At 37.5% G+C, this 22,529-nt stretch carries 23 protein-coding genes and 1 pseudogene; 21 read left to right on the forward strand and 3 right to left on the reverse strand.

The genetic code is table 11. The features are described from left to right. Window positions 1–17 precede the first annotated feature (17 nt). The 4 genes from qcrB (at window position 18) to Q0371_RS06105 (ending at window position 2,971) form a co-directional block, all read left to right on the forward strand. Window positions 18–692, forward strand: a complete 675-nt coding sequence (gene qcrB / locus Q0371_RS06090; RefSeq protein ID WP_144536871.1) for a menaquinol-cytochrome c reductase cytochrome b subunit — start codon at window positions 18–20, stop codon at window positions 690–692. Window positions 693–733: 41 nt separating this feature from the next. After that, complete coding sequence (locus Q0371_RS06095) at window positions 734–1,513, forward strand: menaquinol-cytochrome c reductase cytochrome b/c subunit (protein WP_298469461.1); 780 nt, start codon at window positions 734–736, stop codon at window positions 1,511–1,513. A gap of 136 nt (window positions 1,514–1,649) precedes the next feature. Further along, a complete protein-coding gene (locus Q0371_RS06100; RefSeq protein WP_298469494.1) occupies window positions 1,650–2,234 on the forward strand; it encodes a DUF1405 domain-containing protein in 585 nt (194 codons plus the stop codon). Between the two features lie 62 nt (window positions 2,235–2,296). Further along, window positions 2,297–2,971, forward strand: coding sequence for a zinc metallopeptidase (locus Q0371_RS06105; protein WP_169359602.1), 675 nt, complete (start codon window positions 2,297–2,299; stop codon window positions 2,969–2,971). A 269-nt stretch (window positions 2,972–3,240) separates the two neighbouring features. Here Q0371_RS06105 and Q0371_RS06110 read toward each other — a convergent pair whose 3' ends face one another. Beyond that, window positions 3,241–4,110, reverse strand: coding sequence for a YitT family protein (locus tag Q0371_RS06110; protein WP_298469464.1), 870 nt, complete (start codon window positions 4,108–4,110; stop codon window positions 3,241–3,243). A 102-nt stretch (window positions 4,111–4,212) separates the two neighbouring features. Between Q0371_RS06110 and Q0371_RS06115 the strand changes: the two genes are divergently transcribed. The 17 genes and pseudogenes from Q0371_RS06115 to Q0371_RS06195 all read left to right on the forward strand — a co-directional run. Next, window positions 4,213–4,545, forward strand: a complete 333-nt coding sequence (locus Q0371_RS06115; RefSeq protein WP_251555909.1) for a nucleotide pyrophosphohydrolase — start codon at window positions 4,213–4,215, stop codon at window positions 4,543–4,545. Window positions 4,546–4,547: 2 nt separating this feature from the next. Further along, window positions 4,548–5,324, forward strand: coding sequence for a 4-hydroxy-tetrahydrodipicolinate reductase (gene dapB / locus Q0371_RS06120; protein WP_298469467.1), 777 nt, complete (start codon window positions 4,548–4,550; stop codon window positions 5,322–5,324). A 12-nt stretch (window positions 5,325–5,336) separates the two neighbouring features. Further along, window positions 5,337–5,744, forward strand: coding sequence for a methylglyoxal synthase (gene mgsA / locus Q0371_RS06125; RefSeq protein WP_169359559.1), 408 nt, complete (start codon window positions 5,337–5,339; stop codon window positions 5,742–5,744). An 18-nt stretch (window positions 5,745–5,762) separates the two neighbouring features. Next, window positions 5,763–6,893, forward strand: a complete 1,131-nt coding sequence (bshA, locus tag Q0371_RS06130; RefSeq protein WP_169359558.1) for an N-acetyl-alpha-D-glucosaminyl L-malate synthase BshA — start codon at window positions 5,763–5,765, stop codon at window positions 6,891–6,893. Beyond that, window positions 6,894–8,075, forward strand: coding sequence for a CCA tRNA nucleotidyltransferase (locus tag Q0371_RS06135; protein WP_169359557.1), 1,182 nt, complete (start codon window positions 6,894–6,896; stop codon window positions 8,073–8,075). Beyond that, window positions 8,059–9,045, forward strand: coding sequence for a biotin--[acetyl-CoA-carboxylase] ligase (locus Q0371_RS06140; RefSeq protein ID WP_169359556.1), 987 nt, complete (start codon window positions 8,059–8,061; stop codon window positions 9,043–9,045). The genes Q0371_RS06135 and Q0371_RS06140 overlap by 17 nt, the downstream gene beginning before the upstream one ends. 264 nt (window positions 9,046–9,309) lie before the next feature. Further along, window positions 9,310–10,170, forward strand: a complete 861-nt coding sequence (gene panB / locus Q0371_RS06145; protein ID WP_169359555.1) for a 3-methyl-2-oxobutanoate hydroxymethyltransferase — start codon at window positions 9,310–9,312, stop codon at window positions 10,168–10,170. Beyond that, window positions 10,148–10,996, forward strand: a complete 849-nt coding sequence (gene panC, locus Q0371_RS06150; protein ID WP_169359554.1) for a pantoate--beta-alanine ligase — start codon at window positions 10,148–10,150, stop codon at window positions 10,994–10,996. The genes panB and panC overlap by 23 nt, the downstream gene beginning before the upstream one ends. A gap of 2 nt (window positions 10,997–10,998) precedes the next feature. Then, entirely contained in the window at window positions 10,999–11,382 is a 384-nt protein-coding gene (gene panD / locus Q0371_RS06155) for an aspartate 1-decarboxylase (protein ID WP_169359553.1), read from the forward strand. 323 nt (window positions 11,383–11,705) lie between these two features. Next, window positions 11,706–14,459, forward strand: a complete 2,754-nt coding sequence (dinG, locus tag Q0371_RS06160; protein ID WP_298469476.1) for an ATP-dependent DNA helicase DinG — start codon at window positions 11,706–11,708, stop codon at window positions 14,457–14,459. 28 nt (window positions 14,460–14,487) lie between these two features. Then, a complete protein-coding gene (locus tag Q0371_RS06165) occupies window positions 14,488–14,658 on the forward strand; it encodes a YpmA family protein (RefSeq protein ID WP_144536843.1) in 171 nt (56 codons plus the stop codon). A gap of 2 nt (window positions 14,659–14,660) precedes the next feature. After that, a complete protein-coding gene (locus tag Q0371_RS06170) occupies window positions 14,661–15,149 on the forward strand; it encodes a DUF5590 domain-containing protein (protein ID WP_251555882.1) in 489 nt (162 codons plus the stop codon). Between the two features lie 28 nt (window positions 15,150–15,177). After that, window positions 15,178–16,473 carry an asparagine--tRNA ligase gene (gene asnS / locus Q0371_RS06175; protein WP_169359550.1) on the forward strand — a complete coding sequence of 432 codons (1,296 nt, stop codon included), beginning with the start codon at window positions 15,178–15,180 and terminating at the stop codon, window positions 16,471–16,473. A gap of 73 nt (window positions 16,474–16,546) precedes the next feature. Continuing rightward, window positions 16,547–17,257, forward strand: coding sequence for a DnaD domain-containing protein (locus tag Q0371_RS06180; protein WP_251555881.1), 711 nt, complete (start codon window positions 16,547–16,549; stop codon window positions 17,255–17,257). A gap of 10 nt (window positions 17,258–17,267) precedes the next feature. Beyond that, window positions 17,268–17,924 carry an endonuclease III gene (nth, locus tag Q0371_RS06185; RefSeq protein ID WP_169359601.1) on the forward strand — a complete coding sequence of 219 codons (657 nt, stop codon included), beginning with the start codon at window positions 17,268–17,270 and terminating at the stop codon, window positions 17,922–17,924. Then, the gene (locus Q0371_RS06190) at window positions 17,911–18,219 is read left to right on the forward strand and encodes a YpoC family protein (protein ID WP_251555877.1); all 309 of its coding nucleotides are present in this window, start codon (window positions 17,911–17,913) and stop codon (window positions 18,217–18,219) included. The genes nth and Q0371_RS06190 overlap by 14 nt, the downstream gene beginning before the upstream one ends. A 420-nt stretch (window positions 18,220–18,639) precedes the next feature. Then, window positions 18,640–18,839 (forward strand): annotated as a pseudogene (locus Q0371_RS06195) (IS5/IS1182 family transposase); the annotation flags it as partial. Window positions 18,840–19,120: 281 nt separating this feature from the next. Here the strand turns inward: Q0371_RS06195 and Q0371_RS06200 are convergent. Together Q0371_RS06200 and recU are read right to left on the reverse strand one after the other, a co-directional pair. Next, complete coding sequence (locus Q0371_RS06200; protein ID WP_298469485.1) at window positions 19,121–21,763, reverse strand: PBP1A family penicillin-binding protein; 2,643 nt, start codon at window positions 21,761–21,763, stop codon at window positions 19,121–19,123. A 21-nt stretch (window positions 21,764–21,784) separates the two neighbouring features. Beyond that, on the reverse strand, window positions 21,785–22,384 hold the full coding sequence (gene recU, locus Q0371_RS06205) for a Holliday junction resolvase RecU (RefSeq protein ID WP_251555874.1): 600 nt from the start codon (window positions 22,382–22,384) through the stop codon (window positions 21,785–21,787). Between the last annotated feature and the right edge of the window lie 145 nt (window positions 22,385–22,529).

The following is a 22,529-nucleotide window of genomic DNA, read 5'->3' on the forward strand; positions in this document are numbered from 1 at the left end:
AAGGGGGTACGACATCAGTGCTTAATAAAATCTATGATTGGGTGGATGAACGTCTTGATATTACACCTATATGGCGTGATATTGCAGACCATGAAGTACCAGAACACGTAAACCCTGCACATCATTTCTCAGCATTTGTTTATTGTTTCGGAGGATTAACATTCTTCATTACAGTTATTCAAATTCTATCTGGTATGTTTTTAACAATGTATTATGTACCGGATATCGAGAATGCATGGGAATCAGTTTACTACCTTCAAAATGAAGTAGCATTCGGTGAAATCGTGCGTGGAATGCATCACTGGGGAGCATCTCTTGTAATTGTTATGATGTTCTTACATACTTTACGTGTATTCTTTACTGGTTCTTACAAAAAACCTCGTGAACTAAACTGGATGGTCGGAGTATTAATCTTCGCTGTTATGTTAGGTTTAGGATTTACAGGTTACCTACTTCCTTGGGACATGAAAGCATTGTTCGCTACAAAAGTAGGTATTGAAATTGCCGCATCTGTACCGGTTATCGGTGGCATGATCAAAACATTATTAGCTGGTGATGAGACAATCATCGGTGCACAAACATTAACAAGATTCTTCGCGATTCATGTATTCTTCTTGCCGGCTGCTCTTTTTGCTTTACTTGCAGCTCACTTTATCATGATTCGTCGTCAAGGTATTTCTGGACCACTATAATGGGTAAGTGGAACAGATAATTCTTAAAAGGAGGGGACAATATGCATCGCGGAAAAGGTTTGAAATTTGTTGGAGATTCTCGTGTAACGGATCCTTCTAGCCGTAAAAAGAAAACTCCTAAAGACTATTCTGAGTATCCAGGTAAAACAGAAGCTTTCTGGCCTGACTTCTTGCTAAAAGAATGGTTAGTCGGAGCAGTATTTTTAGTCGGTTATTTAGTATTGACAGTTGCACATCCATCGCCGTTAGAGCGACCAGCTGATCCAACGGACACAGCTTATATTCCTTTACCTGACTGGTATTTCCTATTTTTATATCAATTATTAAAATACGAATTTGCTTCTGGACCATACAACATCATTGGAGCAATCGTTATGCCAGGTCTTGCTTTCGGAGCACTTTTACTAGTACCATTCTTAGATACAAGCAAGGAAAGAAGCCCATGGAAACGTCCATTACCAACTGGTTTCATGCTTTTAGCTATCGCTTCAATCATTTTCTTAACTTGGGAATCTGTAGCAAACCACGACTGGGAAGCTGCTAAAGCACAAGGTGAAATCAGAGAAGAAGTGGCTGTAGAAATTGATGAAACTGCACCTGGATTTGAAATTTATCAGGGCTCATCATGTATAGGCTGTCATGGTAATGCTTTTGAAGGCGGTATAGGTAAGCCACTAATCGGTTTAGAATATACTGCTGAAGAAATCGTTGAAATTGCTCATGAAGGAATTGGAACAATGCCACCAGGCTCATTCCAAGGAACGGAAGAGGAATTACAAGAGCTTGCTGAGTTTATCACAACTTTACAACCAGCAGAATAATCCAAAAAAAGAGAGTCAGGTAACTGACTCTCTTTTTTTAGCAATTATTCCTTTTATGAAATTTTACAAATTCTTTACAAAAAATTATAGTTATTCTGTTTATAATAAAATAAGGGAGTATGGGGAAATATATATGATGACGCATCTAAAATTAGTGCTCTACAATAAATCATTCATGTGGTTGTTATTTTACGTTAACCTAATTGGAACGACTTACGGGTATTACTGGTATAAGGGTCAATTATCTGTTACTGAAACAAAATTTCTAATATTTGTACCGGATAGTCCAACAGCGAGTCTATTTTTTACGCTTGCTCTTTTAGGGTGGCTAATGAATAAAAACTGGAAACTAATAGAAGCTTTAGCGCTTATTACACTTGTGAAATACGGACTATGGGCAGTTGTCATGAATTTATGGACGCTAGTAGAAACTGGAGATATAGGCTGGATGGGCTGGATGCTAGTAGGCTCACATTTTGCTATGGCACTCCAAGCTATTCTATATATTCCTTTTTACCGATTTAAATTTGTCCATATTGTGATCGCGGCCATTTGGACGCTCCACAATGATGTGATAGACTATGTATTTGGTCAAATGCCTACCTATAGAAGCCTAAGTGAGTACGCTAGTAATATAGGCTATTTTACCTTCTGGTTATCGATTGCGTGTATTCTTTTATCGTATTTCGTATATCAGAAAAGGACAAATCATATCAGTTGATTACAACGTAAATAGCATATAAAATATTAATTAGATATCGAGAGGGGGAATTTCTGTTGGGAATGTATATCGTTTATTTTGCGATAATTTTATTGTTGCCACTATACGCACAAATGAAAGTAAAAAGTACCTATAAGAAATATTCCAAAGTCCGCTCCACTTCAGGAATGACTGGTGCAGAAGTAGCTAGACGAATATTAGATGAGAATGGTTTATATGAAGTTAAGGTAGTGGAAAGTAGCGGGTTTTTGAGTGATCATTATAACCCAATGACGAAAATAGTAGCTTTATCTAGCCATAACTTCCATGAGGCTTCTGTAGCTGGAGCTGCAATAGCTGCCCATGAAGTTGGTCATGCGATTCAACATAAAGAGGCATACTCTTTCTTAACATTACGACACAAGTTAGTACCAGTAGCTAATATTTCTTCCAATGCCTCATGGGTATTTATCATGATTGGTATCTTTGCTACTTCTACTAATATGCTGTTATTAGGTATCATTCTTCTTGCTATGGGGGTTGTATTCCAAATCGTTACACTTCCTGTAGAGTTTAATGCTTCTAGTCGTGCTATGAACCAAATGGTTTCATTAGGAGTAATTAGAAACGAAGAAGAGCGTCACGCTAAAAAAGTATTAAGTGCAGCAGCATTAACATACGTTGCAGCAGCAGCAGTTGCAGTATTAGAATTATTACGTTTAGTATTAATCTATACAGGTATGTCAAGAAGCGAATAAACAAGAAAAGCGCAATCGCCTGTCTCTGCCCCGACAGGCAAATGGGAAAAAGCGAGGAGGCAGTTCCACAGCCACCGGAGCTTTTTACCATTTGACCCCGAGGGGCAAGGCGGTGGATTTATCCACAGTTTCAGAATTTTATAATTTCCAAAACAAAAACAATGGAGACTATCTTAGCAAGTTAAGATAGTCTCTTTTAATGAATAACAACTATTCTTAACAAAAGAGCATGCTTACACTGTAAAAGTGTGAGCATGCTCTTTCATAATTTAAAGCAACGGTTTTTTTTGTTCATCTAACGTAAAGCCTTCGCCCATGACATCGTTCATTTCTGTTACCGAAACAAAGGCATGCGGATCAACAGAAGATATAATCGTTTTTAAACGGATAATCTCATTTTTAGAAATGACACAATACAATACTTCACGATCTTTTTTCGTATAATGTCCGTATCCTTTTAAGACGGTAACCCCACGATCCATTTCATTTGTAATCCTATTTGCAATAGCGTCCTGATGTTCAGAAATTATAAATGCTCCACGAGCAGCATATGCACCTTCTTGAACAAAGTCAATTACACGTGCGCCTACAAATACTGCTACAAGCGTATACATCATAGAACGAATATCTAAGAAGGTTAACCAAGAAACCATGATAACCACGGCATCAAACATAAACATGGTTTTACCCATACTCCAACCAAGATACTTTTGAGCTAGTCTAGCAATAATGTCAACGCCACCAGTCGTTCCGCCAGCTCGGAAGATAATACCTAAACCAACACCGATAAACACACCAGCAAAAAGAGAGGCTAAAAATAAATCATCATTAATTCCTAGCTGAATTTCGTAGATTTGGGAAATTTTCAGGAATACGGAAACAGAAAAGGTTCCGATTAATGTATAATAGAACACTCTCCTACCTAAAAGCTTCCAACCTAAAATAAACATAGGTATATTTAATACTAAATTCATTACAGATACATCTAAATGAAAGACAAAGTACAAAATTAATGTTATTCCGGAAAAGCCGCCTTCCCCTAGTTCGTTTTGCATATTAAAGTGTACAAAGCCGAAACTAAATATTGCAGAACCTAAAATAATCATTAATATATTCTTTAATTTTAAACCAATCCCCATTGTACCACCTCATTTTATAGTCCATACTAAATCTATATTATTTTTTTGCTTTTGACAACACCCTTATATTTTTATTACGATGAATGAAGGAGAGTGAGATTAATGAAAGAAACAAAATCATTAAATATGCTTCAACAAGAAGTTGATACATACATAAACCAATTTAAAGAAGGTTATTTTCCTCCTATGGAGCTTCTAGCAAGATTAACAGAGGAGCTAGGTGAGCTTTCGAGAGAGGTACAACATAAGTATGGTACTAAGAAAAAGAAGCATACGGAAGTACAAAAAGAATTAGCTGATGAAATGGGAGACTTCTTCTTTGTGTTGATCTGTCTGGCTAACTCTGAGGGCATAGATTTAGAAGATGCCTTACAAAAAGTTTTACATAAATATAACACTCGAGATAAAGATCGCTGGACTAAAAAGGAGGACTAACTATGGTGATTAAAGTAGCTATAGCAGGACCAAGAGGGAAAATGGGAAGAGAAGCAGTTAGTACTGTTATTAAAAATGCAGAATTTTTATTGGTTGGACTACTAGATTCTAAAAAACATGAAGAAACTCTAGGAGATAATATACCTATCTTTACATCCTTAACTGAATTAATTGAAGAAACTGCTCCAGATGTTTTAGTGGATTTGACAGTTCCGTCTGCTGTATATGACCATACAATAACAGCATTAGAATATGGTGTAAGACCTGTAGTTGGAACGACTGGATTTTCTGATGCACAACTAGATAGTATTAGGAATTTAGTGGAAGAAAAACAAATTGGCTGTATCATTGCACCTAACTTTTCTATTGGTGCAGTATTAATGATGAAATTTGCTCAAACAGCTGCAAAGTATTTACCGGACGTAGAAATTATTGAAATGCATCATGACGAAAAAATAGATGCACCTTCGGGCACTGCTATTAAAACTGCTCAAATGATACAAAACACTAGAACAGAAGCAACGCAAGGACATCCACAGGAGGAAGAAATCCTTCCTGGAGCAAGAGGGGCGAATTTTGAAGGCATGAGAATTCATAGTGTTCGACTGCCAGGCTTAATCGCTCACCAACAGGTGTTATTAGGTGGAGACGGTCAACTATTAACATTGAGACATGACTCATTCAATAGAGGCTCTTTTATGTCTGGTGTGGTATTGTCTATTAAAGAAGTAATGTGTCAAAATAAATTAATATATGGATTAGAAGAGATTATTTTATAGGAGGAAAACGTGATGAGAATCGCATTGGTGGCTCACGATAAGAAAAAAGAGGATTTAATACAATTTGTAACAGCATATAAGCCTATTCTTGAAGAGCATGAGTTATTTGCTACTGGTACAACAGGTACACGGATTATAAATGAGGTCGGTCTCTCTGTTTTTAGGTATAAATCAGGTCCACTAGGCGGAGACCAACAAATTGGTTCTGCTATCGCTAATAATGAAATGGATATGGTTATTTTCTTTCGTGATCCCCTTACAGCGCAGCCTCACGAGCCGGATGTTACTGCTTTAATCCGCCTTTGTGACGTTTATCAAATCCCATTGGCAACTAATATGGGTACTGCGGAAATTCTCCTTAAAGGAATAGAAGAGGGGTTTCTAGACTGGCGTCTTTTAGAAGAACGTCGGGGTAGATAAAGAAAAGAGGACATATACATGCGTAAACTAAAAATAGGTATCACTTGCTATCCTACTGTTGGTGGTTCCGGAGTTATAGCTACTGAGCTAGGAAAAATGCTTGCTGAAAAAGGGCATGAGATCCATTTCATCACATCTAGTGTTCCCTTTCGTTTAAACAAAATTTATCCAACTATTACGTTCCACCAGGTGGAGGTAAATAGTTACTCTGTATTCCAGTATGCCCCTTATGATATTGCTTTGGCTAATAAAATGGCTGAAGTAATTCAAGATGAGGGCTTAGATGTTCTCCATGTCCACTATGCAATACCACATGCGGTTTGCGCAATCCTTGCTAAGGATATGGCTAATTCTGATATTGGAATTGTTACTACTTTGCATGGGACAGACATTACAGTTCTAGGTTATGATTCATCGTTGACGGGAGCCATTCAGTATGGAATTGAAAAGTCAGATGTCGTTACAGCCGTCTCTACATCGTTAGTGAAACAAACTAGAGAGCTGATTACGACCAAAAAAGATATTGAGACGATATATAATTTTGTGGATGAAAGAGAGTATCACAAAAAGGATGCAAACAACCTAAAAGAATTATTAGGCATTAAAGAGAATGAAAAGGTTGTCATCCATGTATCCAATTTTAGGAAAGTCAAGCACGTTCCGGATGTTGTAAAAAGCTTTGAATTAATGCATAAAGAAGTCCCAGCAAAACTCCTATTAGTAGGGGATGGTCCAGAAAAGCATCCAGTAATGGAATATGTGAAGGGTAAGCCAATTGAGAAAGACGTTCTCTTTCTTGGAAAACAAGAAAATGTTTCAGAGCTATATTCTATTTCAGATCTGATGCTACTGTTATCTGAAAAAGAGTCATTTGGTTTAGTATTACTGGAGGCAATGGCTTGTGAGGTTCCATGTATTGGAACTGCCGTCGGTGGTATACCTGAAGTAATAATACCTGGTGAAAATGGATATTTGGTACCTCTTGGAGATATAGACAGTGTTGCCGAATATGGTCTGAAAATATTGAAGGATCCTCATTTACATAACCAGTTAAAGAAAAGGGCAGTCCAAATTGTAAAGGAACGTTTTAGCTCCTCGCAAATAGTAGATCAATATGAAGAGATGTATGAAAGAGTGGCGAAAAAATAAATGGAAAATCGATGGCCAGATGCTTATAAAGTAATCTCCGTACTTGAAAATGCTGGCTTCGAAGCATACGTGGTTGGTGGAGCAGTAAGAGACTTCGTGAGAGGTGTTCAAGCTAACGATGTAGACATAACAACTAATGCTTTACCACAACAAGTAAAAGAATTATTTGAACATACTATTGATGTGGGAATTGAACATGGAACTGTTCTTGTTGTTTTATCAGAACCAATTGAAGTTACAACCTTTCGATCGGAGACTACGTATAGTGACCATAGAAGACCGGACGAAGTTAAATTTGTTCACACGCTTAAGGAAGATTTAAAGAGACGGGACTTCACGATTAACTCGATGGCTTTAACTAAAGAAGATAAGTTAATCGACTTCTTCGGAGGAAGTTCCGATTTAGAAAAAGGTACGATCAAGGCAGTAGGGAATCCAAAGGAACGGTTTTCCGAGGATGCCCTTAGGATGCTACGAGCTATACGTTTTTCAGCACAATTAAATTTCACCTTAGATAGCTCGACACAAGCTGCCATCAAAGAGCTGCATCCTTTAATCAGTCATATCTCTATAGAGAGAGTAAAAGTAGAGCTAGAGAAAATTTGGGTTAGTAATTACCCCTCAAAAGGAATGGAACTGTTTGTTTCTACAGGGCTATCGAGACATTTTGTAGGAAATTGGGTAGATTCAATCTCTAAATGGAGAGATTTTAATAGCTTTGGGATGAAAGCAAATGGATGGGCATTTTTCATATTAATGAATAAAGATTCTAACCATACTGAGCTACTTTCTGCCTTTAAATGCTCCAATTCAGAAAAAAAACACGTCAAGGAAGTGCTCCGTGCTGTGGAATCTTTGAATAATGGGAGCTGGGATTCTGTGGAGCTGTTTCAGTTTTCGGATGAAGTATTGATTGCAGCAGCGAGCTATGGAAGGGTCCTATTTAATATCGAGCATTCATATACCCCAGAGCTCTTGAGAGAAGAAAAAAAGAAGTTAGCTATTTCGTCTAAGCGAGATGTAGTAGTTAGTGGGAATGATTTAATGGAATGGAAGCAGGAAAAAAGAGGCCCTTGGATTAAAGAAGCTTTAGATAAGTTAACGATAATGATTTTGAACGAAGAACTAAAAAACGACAGAGCACAGATAAAGGAATGGTTTTTTCGTGAGTATATCAATTAAAGAAAGAATTATTTCTAGACTCCAGGCTGCAAAGGGAGACCCAATTTCTGGTCAAGCACTCGCAGAAGAACTAGAGATTTCTAGAACGATGGTATGGAAGTATCTTAAAGGACTTGGAGAAGAAGGCTACGAAATTGAAGCTATAAAGAAAAAGGGCTATATTCTTAAACAGATGCCGGATACTTTAGCTAGTGAACGTATTTCACTTCATCTCGAAACAAAAGAACTAGGTAAAAATATTATATATTATCCGGTTTGTGATTCTACTCAGACGATTGCTACAAACAAAGCGAGAGAGGGTGTCGCTCATGGAACGTTAGTAGTATCAGAGGAGCAGACTGCAGGTCGTGGTAGACTAGACCGTTCTTGGGAATCTTCAGTTGGAAAGGGGATCTGGATGAGTCTCATACTCCGACCTAATATTAGTCCTCAATTTGCTGCACAGTTTACGCTAGTAGCTGCTGTAGCAATCGCCAGAGCAATAGAAGATACTACAACCTGTGTGCCAAGCATTAAATGGCCTAATGATCTGCTCATTAATGGGAAGAAAGTGACTGGTATCCTTACCGAGCTTCAGTCAGATATGGACCGTGTACAAGCTATTATTATTGGAATGGGTATCAATGTAAATCAGACATCAGAATCCTTTGAAGGACCTTTGGAATCTATTGCCACTTCTTTAAAGTTGGAAACTGGAGAACATGTAGACAGAGCTCTCCTAGCTGCCAAAGTTCTATTTTATCTAGAAAAATATAGTGATATGTACATCACTCTAGGTTTTGAACCTATTAAACTCATTTGGGAGAGCTATAACTGTACTATTGGCAATAGGATTAGAGCTACTACTCTTAGGGATACAATTGAGGGACAGGCTATTGGCATTACTAATGATGGAGCTTTGCAGCTTCAATTAGATAATGGAGAAATAAAAGGTATTTATTCGGCTGATATTGATTTACTCAAAATTTAATTTGGACGTTTTCGTCTAATTCTGTTATTCTGTATGCGAAGGGTAGTATCTTTTTAGAACTACACCGGTAAGTTACTTTTTTAAATTAAATAGTCTGCCTTGATCTATGAATGACAGGGACGGAGAAAACCGATGAATTTAAATTTTCTGCCCTTCTGTCCAAGTAAAGGATTGAAGGGCTTTATATTTGGTTTTCTCTTCTATTTTACCAAAGGTAAGCTTATGTGCTAGACCGAGGTAATAATTTTATAAGGAGGGAAATGGATGAAAACAACGAGTGATTTTTTGAAAATGAAAAGTAATGAAGAAAAAATTTCTATGATCACAGCTTATGACTTCCCAACAGCCAAATTTGCTGAAGAAGCTAATGTCGATATGATTTTAGTAGGGGATTCAGTTGGGATGGTAGTGCTAGGGTACGATTCTACGGTATCAGTTACGATGAATGATATGATTCATCATGGTAAAGCTGCTAGAAGAGGAGCACCGAATACATTTTTAGTTGTGGATATGCCATTTGGAACATATCACGGAAATATCGATCAGTCGCTCTCTAACGCAGTTCGTTTAATGCAGGAGACGGGTGCACAGGCTGTAAAGCTAGAGGGAGCAGGAGCAATTATACCTGTAATTGAAAAGCTGACATTTGCTGGTATACCGGTAGTCGCTCATTTAGGATTGTTACCTCAATCTGCAGGAGTTCTGGGTGGATATAAAGTGCAAGGGAAAACTGCGGAAGCTGCGCAAAAACTAATTGAAGATGCCAAAAAATGTGAGCAGGCGGGAGCTTGTGCTGTCGTGTTGGAGTGTATCCCTTATCAGCTAACAGAGCAAATATCGAGTGCTCTCATGGTACCAACGATAGGAATAGGAGCTGGTTCGACTGCGGACGGCCAAGTATTAGTATTCCATGACTTGGTTAAGTATGGATCTCATCATATACCGAAGTTCGTAAAAGAATATGCAAATGTGGGGGAACCTATTTTAAGCGGTATTAAGAAGTATGTAGAAGAAGTTAAAAATGGTGCATTCCCTGCTACAGAGCATTCTTTCACCATGAAGGATGATCAACTAAACCAACTATACGGAGGTAACCCTAGCCATGCAAACAGTACAAAAGATTGATGAACTTAAAGCAATTATTGCAAAACATAAACAACACTCTATTGGTTTTGTACCAACGATGGGGTATCTACACGAAGGCCACCAAGCACTACTTACTAAAGCTCGAGCAGAAAACGAGTTCGTAGTTGCTAGTATCTTTGTAAATCCAGCACAGTTTGGACCAAATGAAGATTTAGATAGATATCCAAGAGATATTGAACGAGATACAAAGATTGCTGTAGAATCTGGAGTAGATTTATTATTTGTTCCAACGCCTGATGAAATGTATCCTTTTGAAAGTGGGATTACGATACATGCCGGTGATATTTCTACCAAGCTATGTGGTTCCACACGTCCAGGTCACTTCGATGGTGTACTGAAAGTAGTATCTAAGCTATTTCATTTAGTTCAACCTACAAAGGCATATTTTGGACAAAAGGACGCTCAGCAGCTTGCGATTATTAAGCTGTTTGTTGAAGCATACAATTTCCCGCTAGAAATAGTTGCTGTTCCAACTATACGTGAAGAAGATGGATTGGCTAAAAGTTCGCGAAATGTATTTCTTAGCGCGCAAGAACGTGAAGTTGCCCCTCATATTTACAAGGCGCTTACGCTGGCAAAAGAGAACGTGCATCGCACGGGGGATGTACAAAAGGCTATTGCTGAAGCTAAACAATATATAATTGAAAACACATCTGGTAAAATAGATTACCTGGAGGCTTTGGCTTATCCAACACTACAACCTGTAAACGAGTACACAGAAGAAGTCTTATTTGCAGCTGCCGTATTTTTTGAAAAAGCAAGATTAATTGATAATATAATAGTTAATATGAAGGAAGTGCAGTAATAATGTTAAGAATGATGTTAAACAGTAAAATTCACCGAGCAGTAGTCACTGAGGCGGATTTAAACTATGTAGGCAGTATTACAATTGACCAAAATATCTTGGATGCAGTAGGAATGCTGCCAAATGAAAAGGTTCATATTGTCAATAACAATAATGGGGCACGCTTTGAAACATATATTATCGCAGGAGAACGTGGAAGCGGTGTAATTTGTGTAAATGGAGCTGCAGCACGCCTTGTTCAACGTGGAGATATAGTAATTATCTTGTCTTATGCATACGTAATGAATGAAGAAGCAAAAAACCATCGTCCAACAGTAGGAATTATGAACTCAGATAATACGATTAACCAAATTATCAACTACGAGCCAGAAGCAACAGTCATGTAATAATTGCACATGGAGGTGGCTGGAGAAAAAAGCCCCTGGATTTCAAAAGTCCCCGGAAATTTTACCAATCGTAAAATTTCCGGGGCTTTGTTTTTTATTGCTATTGCAACTTTCTCTCTAACAAGCTAGATCTGCACATTTTTTCGTCTAAATAGGATTTGAATTGTTTATTTGAGAATGAAAGAAGTAGGGATAATAATTTTAATTTTTTTTAAGTCCTACATATATTTCGTTTCTAATAAAGTAATGTGGTACAATTTTTAAAAAGCAGTGCTCGAGCGCTTGTTAGAATGCTTTTAATTTTAATGATGGTGAGATGAAGTGTGTTGGAAAATCATAAATATGCAGTTGTCGATATTGAAACAACAGGCCATTCATCTGCCAATGGTGACCGAATTATTCAGCTTGCAATTGTTTTTATAGAAAATAATAAAATAACGGGCTCCTTTAATACGTTTGTAAATCCGCAAAAACAAATTCCTCTATTTATTCAGGATCTAACTAACATCAAGGAAGAAGATGTCAAGGATGCTCCTAGATTTGAAGAGATTGCCCCAAAAGTGTTGGAAATGTTGCAAGATCATATTTTTGTTGCTCATAATACGAACTTTGACTTAACGTTTCTTCAGCAGGAGCTAAAACGTGTAGGATTACCTAAATTAGTTTGTAAATCGATTGATACAGTGGAATTTGCAAAGCTGATGTTTCCTAATATTTATAGTTATAAACTTCAGGATATAGCAAATGAGCTACATATAGAGCTTGAATCTGCCCACCGAGCAGATGACGATGCGAAGGCTACAGCTTATTTACTGCTGAAATGTTTTGATCAGCTACAAACGCTGCCAATGAAAACAATAGAACTTTTACATAAGAGATCCTTTCAATTAAAATCCAATCTAGCTCTTATATTTTTTGAAGTGCTGACGATGAAAAGAAAAATGTATGACTCAAAGGATTATTTAGAATATCGAGGGATCCCTTTACAATATGAAAGAGATGAGCCTCTTCCAACGCAAAGTGAGCTAGTTTACCCAAGCTCTTTCGACGAAAAGAAGCAGTTATTCCAACAAGGAAGTTTAAAGCTGGAGGAAAGAACTGGCCAATTTGAGCTTATGGATAGAATTCACCTAGCGCTGTCCGAATCTAGAGAAATAGTATGTGAGGCCGAGACTGGGATAGGTAAAACATTAGGGTATTTAATCCCTGCTGCTATTTATGGAATAGAGCAAGGAAAGCCAATTATTATTAGTACCTACACTACTCATCTTATTGATCAACTAATAAATGAGGAAATACCGAAGCTTCATGACATTTTGAATATAAATCTTCGAGTAGCTAAACTAAAAGGGATTAACCACTATATTGACCTTTATCGTTTTTGGGAGCATCTTCAGCAAGATGACGAGTCATATGATGAAACCTTCACTATCATGCAGATTTTAGTTTGGCTTACTATGACAGAGGAGGGTGATCTTTCTGAGCTTAATGTCTCTGGAGGTGGTTTACTCTTTGTTGATAAAATAAGAAGAACCTCTGAGAAGATGATAAACGACGTAAAAGGAATTGACTTTTATGAGAGAGCACTTCTTCGGAGTAAGGATTGCGATATACTTGTGACGAATCATTCTATGATCATAGCAGACAAGGATAGAGAAGTTAAACTTTTAGAGAATGGCTGTGCAACTATCATTGATGAAGCACATCAAATGATCCATGCTAGTATTTCTCGAAAAGAACGTATTTTTTCCTATACTAATTGGAAGTATATTTTAGGCCAATTTGGAACGTTAGATACCGATCATCTACTTTACAAACTGTCGCTTATAAACGTCTCTTTATCCGTACGACTCCGCATAGAGAAGCTTTTTGTAAATGTTGTAGAGTCGTTTGATCTCGCTATGTCTCACATCATTTCTTCTATACAAAGCTTCCCTCATAAATCTAAAAGTACGAAACGTACGAATACGATGGAAGAGTTAGAACTAGATAAATCATATTTTATCAAAGTAGCTAAAAATCTGCAGACGTTTATATATTCCACAAAGCCATATGTTGGCTCGTCCAAGAAAAACCTATTGGACCCTCAATTAATAGTTATCGTAAATGAGTGGGAATATTGGCTACGGGAGCTAGAGATTAAAGTAAGTGAGTGGGATGAAATATTTCTTCAGGATGGTGAAGAAGAAGCAAAATGGCTCGAACTAGATAATAGGAGTGTGCCAGGGAGCCTTACTATCATCAAAAGACCATTAGATTATCAAGAGGATATAAAAGAAGCAATGGCTCCGTTAAGAGATAGTGGAGGTATTATTTGGACGTCGGGGACTTTGACCGTACCATCTAACAAATACTTTATCACTTCACAGCTAGGGCTTAGTTCGAGTGTGCCGATTCATCAATTTAAAGTAGAATCTAATTTTTATAATGGGGCAGAGCTCCTAATTATTGAAGATATGCCGGATATTCAGCAAGTTTCACAATCTGACTATATTGAGTCAGTGGCAGAAGCAATTGTTCAGACAGTGCTAGTAACTGGCGGAAGATGCTTTGTATTATTCACCTCACAAGATATGCTTCGAAAAACGGTTGAGTTAATACAAGAGACTAACCTGCTCGAAGATTATATGCTGTTTGCCCAAGGGATTACAACTGGCAGTAGAATGCGTCTATTAAAATCCTTTCAACGCTTCTCGAAATCTGTACTTTTCGGCACCAATAGCTTTTGGGAGGGCGTAGATGTGCCAGGGGAGGCACTGTCTGTCGTGATCATGGTGCGTTTACCTTTTTCATCACCAGATGACCCATTATTTAAAAAACGTGCAGAATTAATGAGCAGAAACGGGCTTAACCCATTTTCATCCTACTCTTTACCAGAAGCAGTTCTAAGATTTAGACAAGGATTTGGTCGTTTAATTCGTTCCTCCGCTGATAAGGGAGTATTTATCGTATTAGATAGAAGAATTGAGACTAAGTCGTATGGGGCTGATTTTTTACAGGCGATTCCTAACATACCTGTAAAGAAAGTATCACTAGAAAATATAGTCTTAGAGCTAGAAAATTGGTATACTAATTAAGGATGAGTATTAGAAAGCGGGTAGAAATATGGAAAACAAAATCGAAGTCATCTCCACCGTCACCGTACAATACCAATCAGATCTATACAAAATAGTAGATGCATTGAACCGTTCTTTGAAGGAAAAGGATTTAATGTTTGGATTGGCATTAGATAAAGAAGACCAAGAAAAAGCAGTCTTTACCATTTACAGGACCTAAATATGGCACTTAAAAGATGGCTATTATTTATCGTTATTTTTACAATTAGCCTAACCGCAATCCTTAGCATTCTTATATATACTCAGGCTCGGGAGCCATTTAAGGAAGCCTTAACGTCTGCAGAATCTTATACACTAAAGAATAACTTATTGGAGACAATTGATGAATCCTATGTGTATAATAGTACCGACTCTTATCAGACGATTATAGGTAACACAAAAGATGGCGCCAAAAAAGCATTTTTTATCCCTCTGAAGGCAAATGAAGAGCCTATCATGGAGGTAAGCTTTGAAGAGGGTATATCAAAAGAAGAAGCCATCTCCATCGTTTTGGATGGAGAGCAAGAAAGTAAGGTGCTCCACGCTAAGTTAGGTGTGGAAGAGGTTGGCCCTGTATGGGAGATTACCTTTGTCAATTCAAAGGATAATCTAAACTACGTTTATCTATTATTTGATAACGGCGACTGGTGGAAGAGAATATCCAATTTGTAAAATTTATTTATGACTAATGGAGGACAACATGAAAAAAATTATGATTAAAGATATGGCCAACCATGTAGGAGAAACAATAAAACTTGGGGCTTGGCTTGCGAACAAGCGCTCAAGCGGAAAAATTGCCTTTTTACAGCTACGTGATGGCTCCGGCTTTGTACAAGGAGTAGTAGTAAAGGAAGTTGTTGGAGAAGAAATTTTCCAAACAGCAAAAGGGTTAACTCAAGAAACTTCTATGTATATCACTGGAGAAGTAACTAAAGATGAACGCTCATCTTTTGGATATGAGCTACAAGTAAAAGAAATCGAAGTAATTCACGCTGCGGTTGATTATCCTATTACACCAAAAGAGCATGGAACTGAATTTCTTATGGACAACCGTCATTTATGGCTGCGTTCTAGAAAACAACACGCAATTATGAAAATTCGTAATGAAATAATTCGTGCTACATATGAATTCTTTAATGAAAATGGATTTGTAAAAATGGATCCACCAATTTTAACTGGATCTTCTCCTGAAGGAACTTCAGAGCTTTTCCATACAAAGTATTTTGATGAGGATGCATATTTATCTCAATCTGGACAACTATACATGGAAGCTGCAGCAATGGCATTAGGAAAAGTATTCTCCTTTGGACCAACATTCCGTGCAGAAAAATCTAAAACACGACGTCACTTAATTGAATTTTGGATGATCGAGCCAGAGATGGCGTTTGTAGAATTCGATGAGAATCTAGAAGTACAAGAGCAATACGTGGCATATATTGTCCAATCTGTTCTTAAAAACTGTCAATTAGAATTAGAACGTTTAGGACGCGACACTTCTAAATTAGAAAAAATTCAAGCACCATTCCCACGTATCACGTATGATGATGCAATTAAGTTTTTACACGAGAAAGGCTTTGATGATATTGAATGGGGAGATGATTTCGGATCACCGCATGAAACAGCTATCGCAGAAAGCTATGATATGCCAGTATTCATCACGCATTATCCTATAGGCATTAAACCATTCTACATGCAGCCTCATCCAGACAGAGACGATGTTGTATTATGTGCGGACTTAATCGCTCCTGAAGGATATGGTGAGATTATCGGTGGATCAGAACGTATTCATGATTATGATTTACTAAAACAACGTCTTGCAGAGCATAAATTAGATGAATCGGCTTATGCATGGTATTTAGAGCTACGTAAACAAGGGTCTGTTCCTCACTCAGGGTTTGGGCTTGGATTAGAACGTACAGTAGCTTGGTTAAGTGGAGCAGAACACGTACGTGAATCTATCCCATTCCCAAGACTATTAAACCGTTTATATCCATAATAAGAATCAGAAAGAAAGAACATTTACGTTAATAAACTTTTACAGCGTATTATATAAGAAAGGGAGTGCGAGTATGCAAAAGCGAAATCGGCTCCGAATCTGGACAGAGCAGGGAAATGTAACCATTTCCCAGCTTTTTTTTAGCCATTACAAGGCCATTAATGTCAAGGACGAGGAAGCTATTCTGCTATTACATCTTATCGCTTTTGGAGAAGCGGGTAACCACTTTCCAACCCCTCAAAACTTAGTGGAACGTACACATTTTAACGAACATAAAGTAGTGACGATTTTACAACGTCTTGTCCAAAAGGGATTAATCCAAATTGAACAGCATATGGACGAAAATGGAGTTCATTATGAATACTATGATTTTAATCATTTATGGGAGCTTTTGGTCGATTGCGTAGAGCAACAAAACCTTAATAAAGAAGACGAAGAAGTGAAGGGCGAAGAAGGCGAAATTTACAAATTATTTGAAGCTGAATTCGGTAGATTGTTATCTCCAATGGAATATGAAACAATTGGAATGTGGTTTGACCAGGACAAGCATTCTGCCTCTTTAATAAGGCTAGCTTTGAAAGAGGCTGTCTTATCTCAAAAGCTAAGCCTGCGCTATATAGACCGCATATTATTCGAGTGGAAAAAGAAAAATATAAAAACAGTAGAAGCTGCAGAAAATCAGTCGGCTCAGTTTAGACAGCATATACCAATGCAAAGACCAAAGGAGCAATCCTTAGATGCGGCGAAAGTTCCTTTTTACAATTGGTTAGAAGAAAGAGAGTAGGTGGAGAACGTTGCTTACAAAGGCCCAATGGCATTTTTGTTTAGAGGAAATGGAAAGGATGTTTCCGGATGCTCATTGTGAGTTAGTCCACGATAATCCTTTTGAATTATTAGTAGCTACACTTTTATCAGCGCAATGCACGGATGTGCTTGTAAATAAAGTAACTAAAAATTTGTTCCAAAAATATAAAAAGCCCGAAGACTATTTAGCAGTTTCAATCGAAGAGCTACAAAACGACATACGTTCAATCGGCCTATATCGTAATAAGGCAAAAAATATTCAAGCGCTTAGTAAGCAACTAATAGAGCTTTATAATGGAGAAGTACCGGAAGACAGAGATCTACTTACTACTTTTCCAGGAGTAGGGCGCAAAACTGCTAACGTAGTTGTTTCAGTTGCTTTTGACATTCCTGCCATTGCCGTCGATACTCATGTCGAAAGAGTATCGAAGCGATTAGGACTATGTCGATGGAAGGACTCTGTCCTACAGGTCGAGGAAACGTTAATGAAAAAGACTCCGATTGAATCCTGGTCCAAGGCACATCACCAGCTTATATTTTTTGGCCGCTACCATTGCAAGGCACAAAATCCCAATTGCCCACAATGTCCGTTACTGCCTGTGTGCAGAGAGGGTAAAAAAAGGATGAGTAAAGTTGTCCAAGCTTAAAAAAGAAGACTTTGTCGGACTTTTTGCAAAGTGGTCAAAGATGCGAGATGAGATACAAGCTCATTATAAAAAAAGAAATAACGGGTCTATTGATTTAATGGAAAAAGGAATTGATCTGTTAAACGAGTTAATCGACCTTGCAGATGGCACTTGTCCATTAAACTATCAGGAACGTTTTACTTTTATAAAACAGAACTATAAAACTTTTGCGGCGTTTCGACAGCTGGATGAATTATTTAAAGAAACGGAAAAGAAGCTTGCTCTTCGCTTTATTATGGAATCAAGAAAACCTTAATTATTCAACAATGCCCCATATGTACTGCCTACTAAAAGTTAGATACTAAACTAACTTAGAGAGGGAGTCCATATGGGGCATTTTTAGATTAGGGCAGTTTAAATATAAAAAAATATGGCTATGTTAAAGGCGAGTGCACTGAAAAAGTACTTTTAAACTCTTAGAGGTAGAGTATGAATAAAGGCTCCTATTTCCTGAGACCGTGTCTTTCCGTTCCGAGCGGATGCTTTCCTGGGGGCGGCCCGGCAAGCCTTCTCCCTCGCTGCGCTCAGTCCGGGTGCTCGCCGTGGCCGCTAATCCCCTAGGAGTCACCGCTCTGCACTCCAATCCACTATAGAATTTATTAAAAATGTACTCAGGCAAAAAAATTCTTTTATTGCTATACTAAAGAAAAGTAAATGCAGGGGTGCGCACAATGATAAATATAATTTTGAGGTGGAAAAATGTAAAATATGCCCTTTCAGAGTTGGGTGTTACAAAGAAGGATAAAGAGTGGATACGGCTACGATACAGCGATTAGCACGAGTCTTTTTGGCATGGAAATACAAGGAGCCACAACCATATTTGCGGTCAACCTGAAGCGAATCCTAAAGTTACTTAACGAAGGAGAGCAAGAATAAGGCAATGAAAAAGGATGTTTTCTGTTCAATTTGAACAAAAAGTACCCTTTTTTAATTTTCAAAACAAATTTATTATAAAAACGTAAGTATTTCAGTGCCCTCTTTAAAGGGTAGGGTTGGTATTTCGTGAAACGAGTTCGTTTGTGAAATGTTACACTTAAACTAAAGTAAGCAATAAAAAATCACTTTATAAATTCAAGAAACAATTAAAAAACGAGGAAAGGGTTATAATCCCATTTCCTCGTTCTTTTTTTAATCATTTTAAGTAATAATCGGATAGTTTAAGGTGTAGATCCGGTTTCTGTGCCGTCTTCAGGGGTTTCCTCAGGATTTTCTCCATCGGTGCCTCCATCTTCTTGACCACCATCATTATTACCACCATTACCGTTGTTGTTACCATTGCCATTATTACCACTATTACCGTCATTACCGTTTCCATTATTACCATTGTTACCGTTATTACCATTACCATTACCATTGTTACCATTGTTACCATTGTTACCAGGTTGGTTTTCATTCTCGCCCTCGGTATCTTCTGGTTTTTCTTCCTCCGAGTCAGGAGACTCGAGATCTTCTTCTTCGATACCTTCGAGTACTAGCTCTACACTAGCTGATTCACTTCGAACATCCTCAGCTATTGCTGTAACGGTAAATAAATATTTACTACCAGGGATTAGAGCTTGAACAATTAACCCTGTTTTATCTGTTGTTTGTAAAATTTCGCTTGGACCGTTGTCAATAGAGACCGCTACCTCAAACTGAACGTTAACATCTTCTTCGCCTTCAGGTCCTTCGAAGTCCCAATCTAATGTTGCTGATGATGTTATTTCATCATATTGCACAGATAGGTTAGAAGGGGCATTTAGTTCTAGCTGGTCATATTCCTCAGATACTTGTTTAGGCTCTGTCCCTTTAACAAATAACTCTGTTAGCTTCATATTTTCAGGTGTATACTCACTAGCTAATTTTAATGGATTAGAACCTCTTTCAACTGTTACTTCTACGACTGAATTAGGCTTTTTAAATCTTTCTGTTTTCTGTCCTTCTGAAATACTTCCCATAATTTCTTTAAAGATTCGTTGTGGAAGACTTCGTTCTTCGGCAGTTGTAATAGCAGAGTTGTCATCATAACCTGACCAAACAGTTACTGAATAGTTAGTTGTGTACCCTGCAAACCATACATCTGGAACACCTTTTTTATCTCCGCTGAAATTGGACGTACCAGATTTTCCTGCTACATCTAATCCGCTGATTGCTGCAGCCTTACCAGTTCCTTTTGTTAAAACATCACGTAAAACGTCTGTAATAATGTAAGCTGTTGAATCCTTCATAACTGTCTTGGATTCAGGCTTGTAATTTTTCTCTGTTTTGCCATCTCTGTATACAATTTTGTTAATAGCATATGGTTCTGTATGATTCCCGTTATTACCAAACGCAGCGTATGCTCCTGCTAGTTGAATAGGGGACATAAATTTTGAAATACCACCAATTGCATAGGCTTCATTTACTGTGCCGATATCTACTCCAAATCGACTAATAAATTCTCTTGCGTTCTTAGTACCTACTTCTTTTAATGTTTTGACTGCTGTAGTATTGCGAGATTTATATAATGCTTCACGCATAGTCATAGCACCTAGATATTTATTATCGGCATTACGTATTACTTGATCAGTACCTGTATACTTAATATCTTCATCTACGATGGTTTGAGCAGGTGACCAGTCTAAAAATTCTACAGCTGGACCATAGTCTATTAAAGGCTTAATAGTCGAACCAGGTGAGCGTTCTTTCATATCATGCGCATGATTATATCCTCGATCTACTCCGTAATTTCTTCCTCCACCAGCAGCGACAACTGCTCCAGTCTTAGTATCAATTACTGCAACACCAGCTTGTATATCTTCAGTAGGGAAGATGTCTGAGTTTAAGGTTTCTTCTACTTTCTCTTGAGCTTTCGGTTGAAGTGTAGTATGGATAGTTATACCTTCGGAAATAGCATCTGCATCTCCATTTTCTTCAAGTTCTTCTAATACTATATCGATAAATGCATCGTATTTAGAATCTTGGTTCGCTACTCTTTGATCTTCGGGTAGAAGGGAGTCAGCAACTGGAATAGCTTGGGCTGCTTTCATTTCCTCATCTGTTATTTTGCCATGAAGATTCATTAAGTAAAGAACTGTATTTCTTCTCTTTTCAGCAAGTTCTGGATTTTTAAAAGGGTTATAGTTATTAGGACTTTGAGGCATTCCCGCTAATACAGCCATTTCATGTAATTCAAGATCCTTTAGTTCTTTCCCATAAAAATATTTAGAAGCAGTACCAAAGCCATAAATACGTCCTGACATTAAAATTTTGTTGAAATACATTTCAAAAATTTCTTCTTTTTTATATTCACGCTCTAATTGTAGAGCTAAATGGGCTTCTTGAGCTTTACGTTTTATTGTTTTTTCATTTGTAAAGAAAGAGTTTTTGACAACCTGTTGAGTAATTGTACTTGCACCCTGTGCACCAAATCCATCCTTCAGGTTGGCTAAAACGGCTTTACCTAAACGTAAGACATCTACTCCCATGTGATCGTAGAAACGAACATCCTCTGTTGCCAAAATGGCATCTTCCATTTGTTGAGGAATTTCCTCATAGGATATATATTCTCGGCTTTCACTTCCGACGGTTGCAAACTCTTCACCGTTTGCGTCTAATAGTTTAGGACTGATCGGGTCTTTTAGTAATTCCTCATCTAAATCTGGTGCTGTGCTTGCATAATATGCATAAACGGACCCACCAGTTATTAATCCTACTAATCCAATTGCTAAAATTGCTATCATGATACGTTTTAGCCATGTTTTTGCAGGTTTTGTTTGTTTTTTCTTTTGTTCAAGTTGTTGTTTTCTTCTTTGTCCACGAGTAGATTTTTGCTCACTCATAAACGTCTCCTCACTTTCCCTTTATACATACAAGTCATTAACTATCTTTAAATAATTGACCCTTGGTGCATATTTTGGAGTTATTTCAATCCCATATTCCTCAAATTCCCCGAGAGTGATTGATTTTCTTCCTCCAGATCGCATTCTATCCCAAAAAAATTTTAAATGCTCGTAAGACAAATAAAAATATCGATCCGTTGTTGAAAAACGAACCAATAGAAAGCTAATACCGAGTTGCTGAACAACTCTTCCCATATGTTCTACTTGATGAAGATGAACGTTTTTTAAAGGAAATGAAGTCTTATTTTCCGTTTCTTTTGCTTCAAAGTCAATATATTTCCCTTTGTATACCCCGTTAAAGTCAGTAGTGGATGGTGTCCTGTAATAAGCTTCTTTTATAACCGCCGAGCTTCTACTTGGGTAATCTACCTTAACGACCTGAATAGGTATTGGTTTTTTATAGATGACAGCAATGTCATGAGCTAGATAGTACTCATTGGCATCATTTATCTCATCTTCTAACGTCTTACCCCTATTACTGAAAGAATAATCCTTTTGCTTTGGGGTTTTTGTTTTCTTGGTAGGTGTATATACCTTCCCATTAGGGTATTGGATAGCCAAGACAATCACCTCTTTTATGATATTAGTTTATCACAAGTTAGTTAGACGAACGAGTAATCAATTTAGTTTCATTTGGCTATGTTAAGGGTTGGGTTGATTTATGATGCAAAGAAATCTTAAATCAGAGAGTAGAATTGATTTTTCG

Origin of the sequence: uncultured Psychrobacillus sp. (assembly GCF_938022135.1) — a bacterium.
Classification (GTDB): Bacteria; Bacillota; Bacilli; order Bacillales_A; family Planococcaceae; genus Psychrobacillus.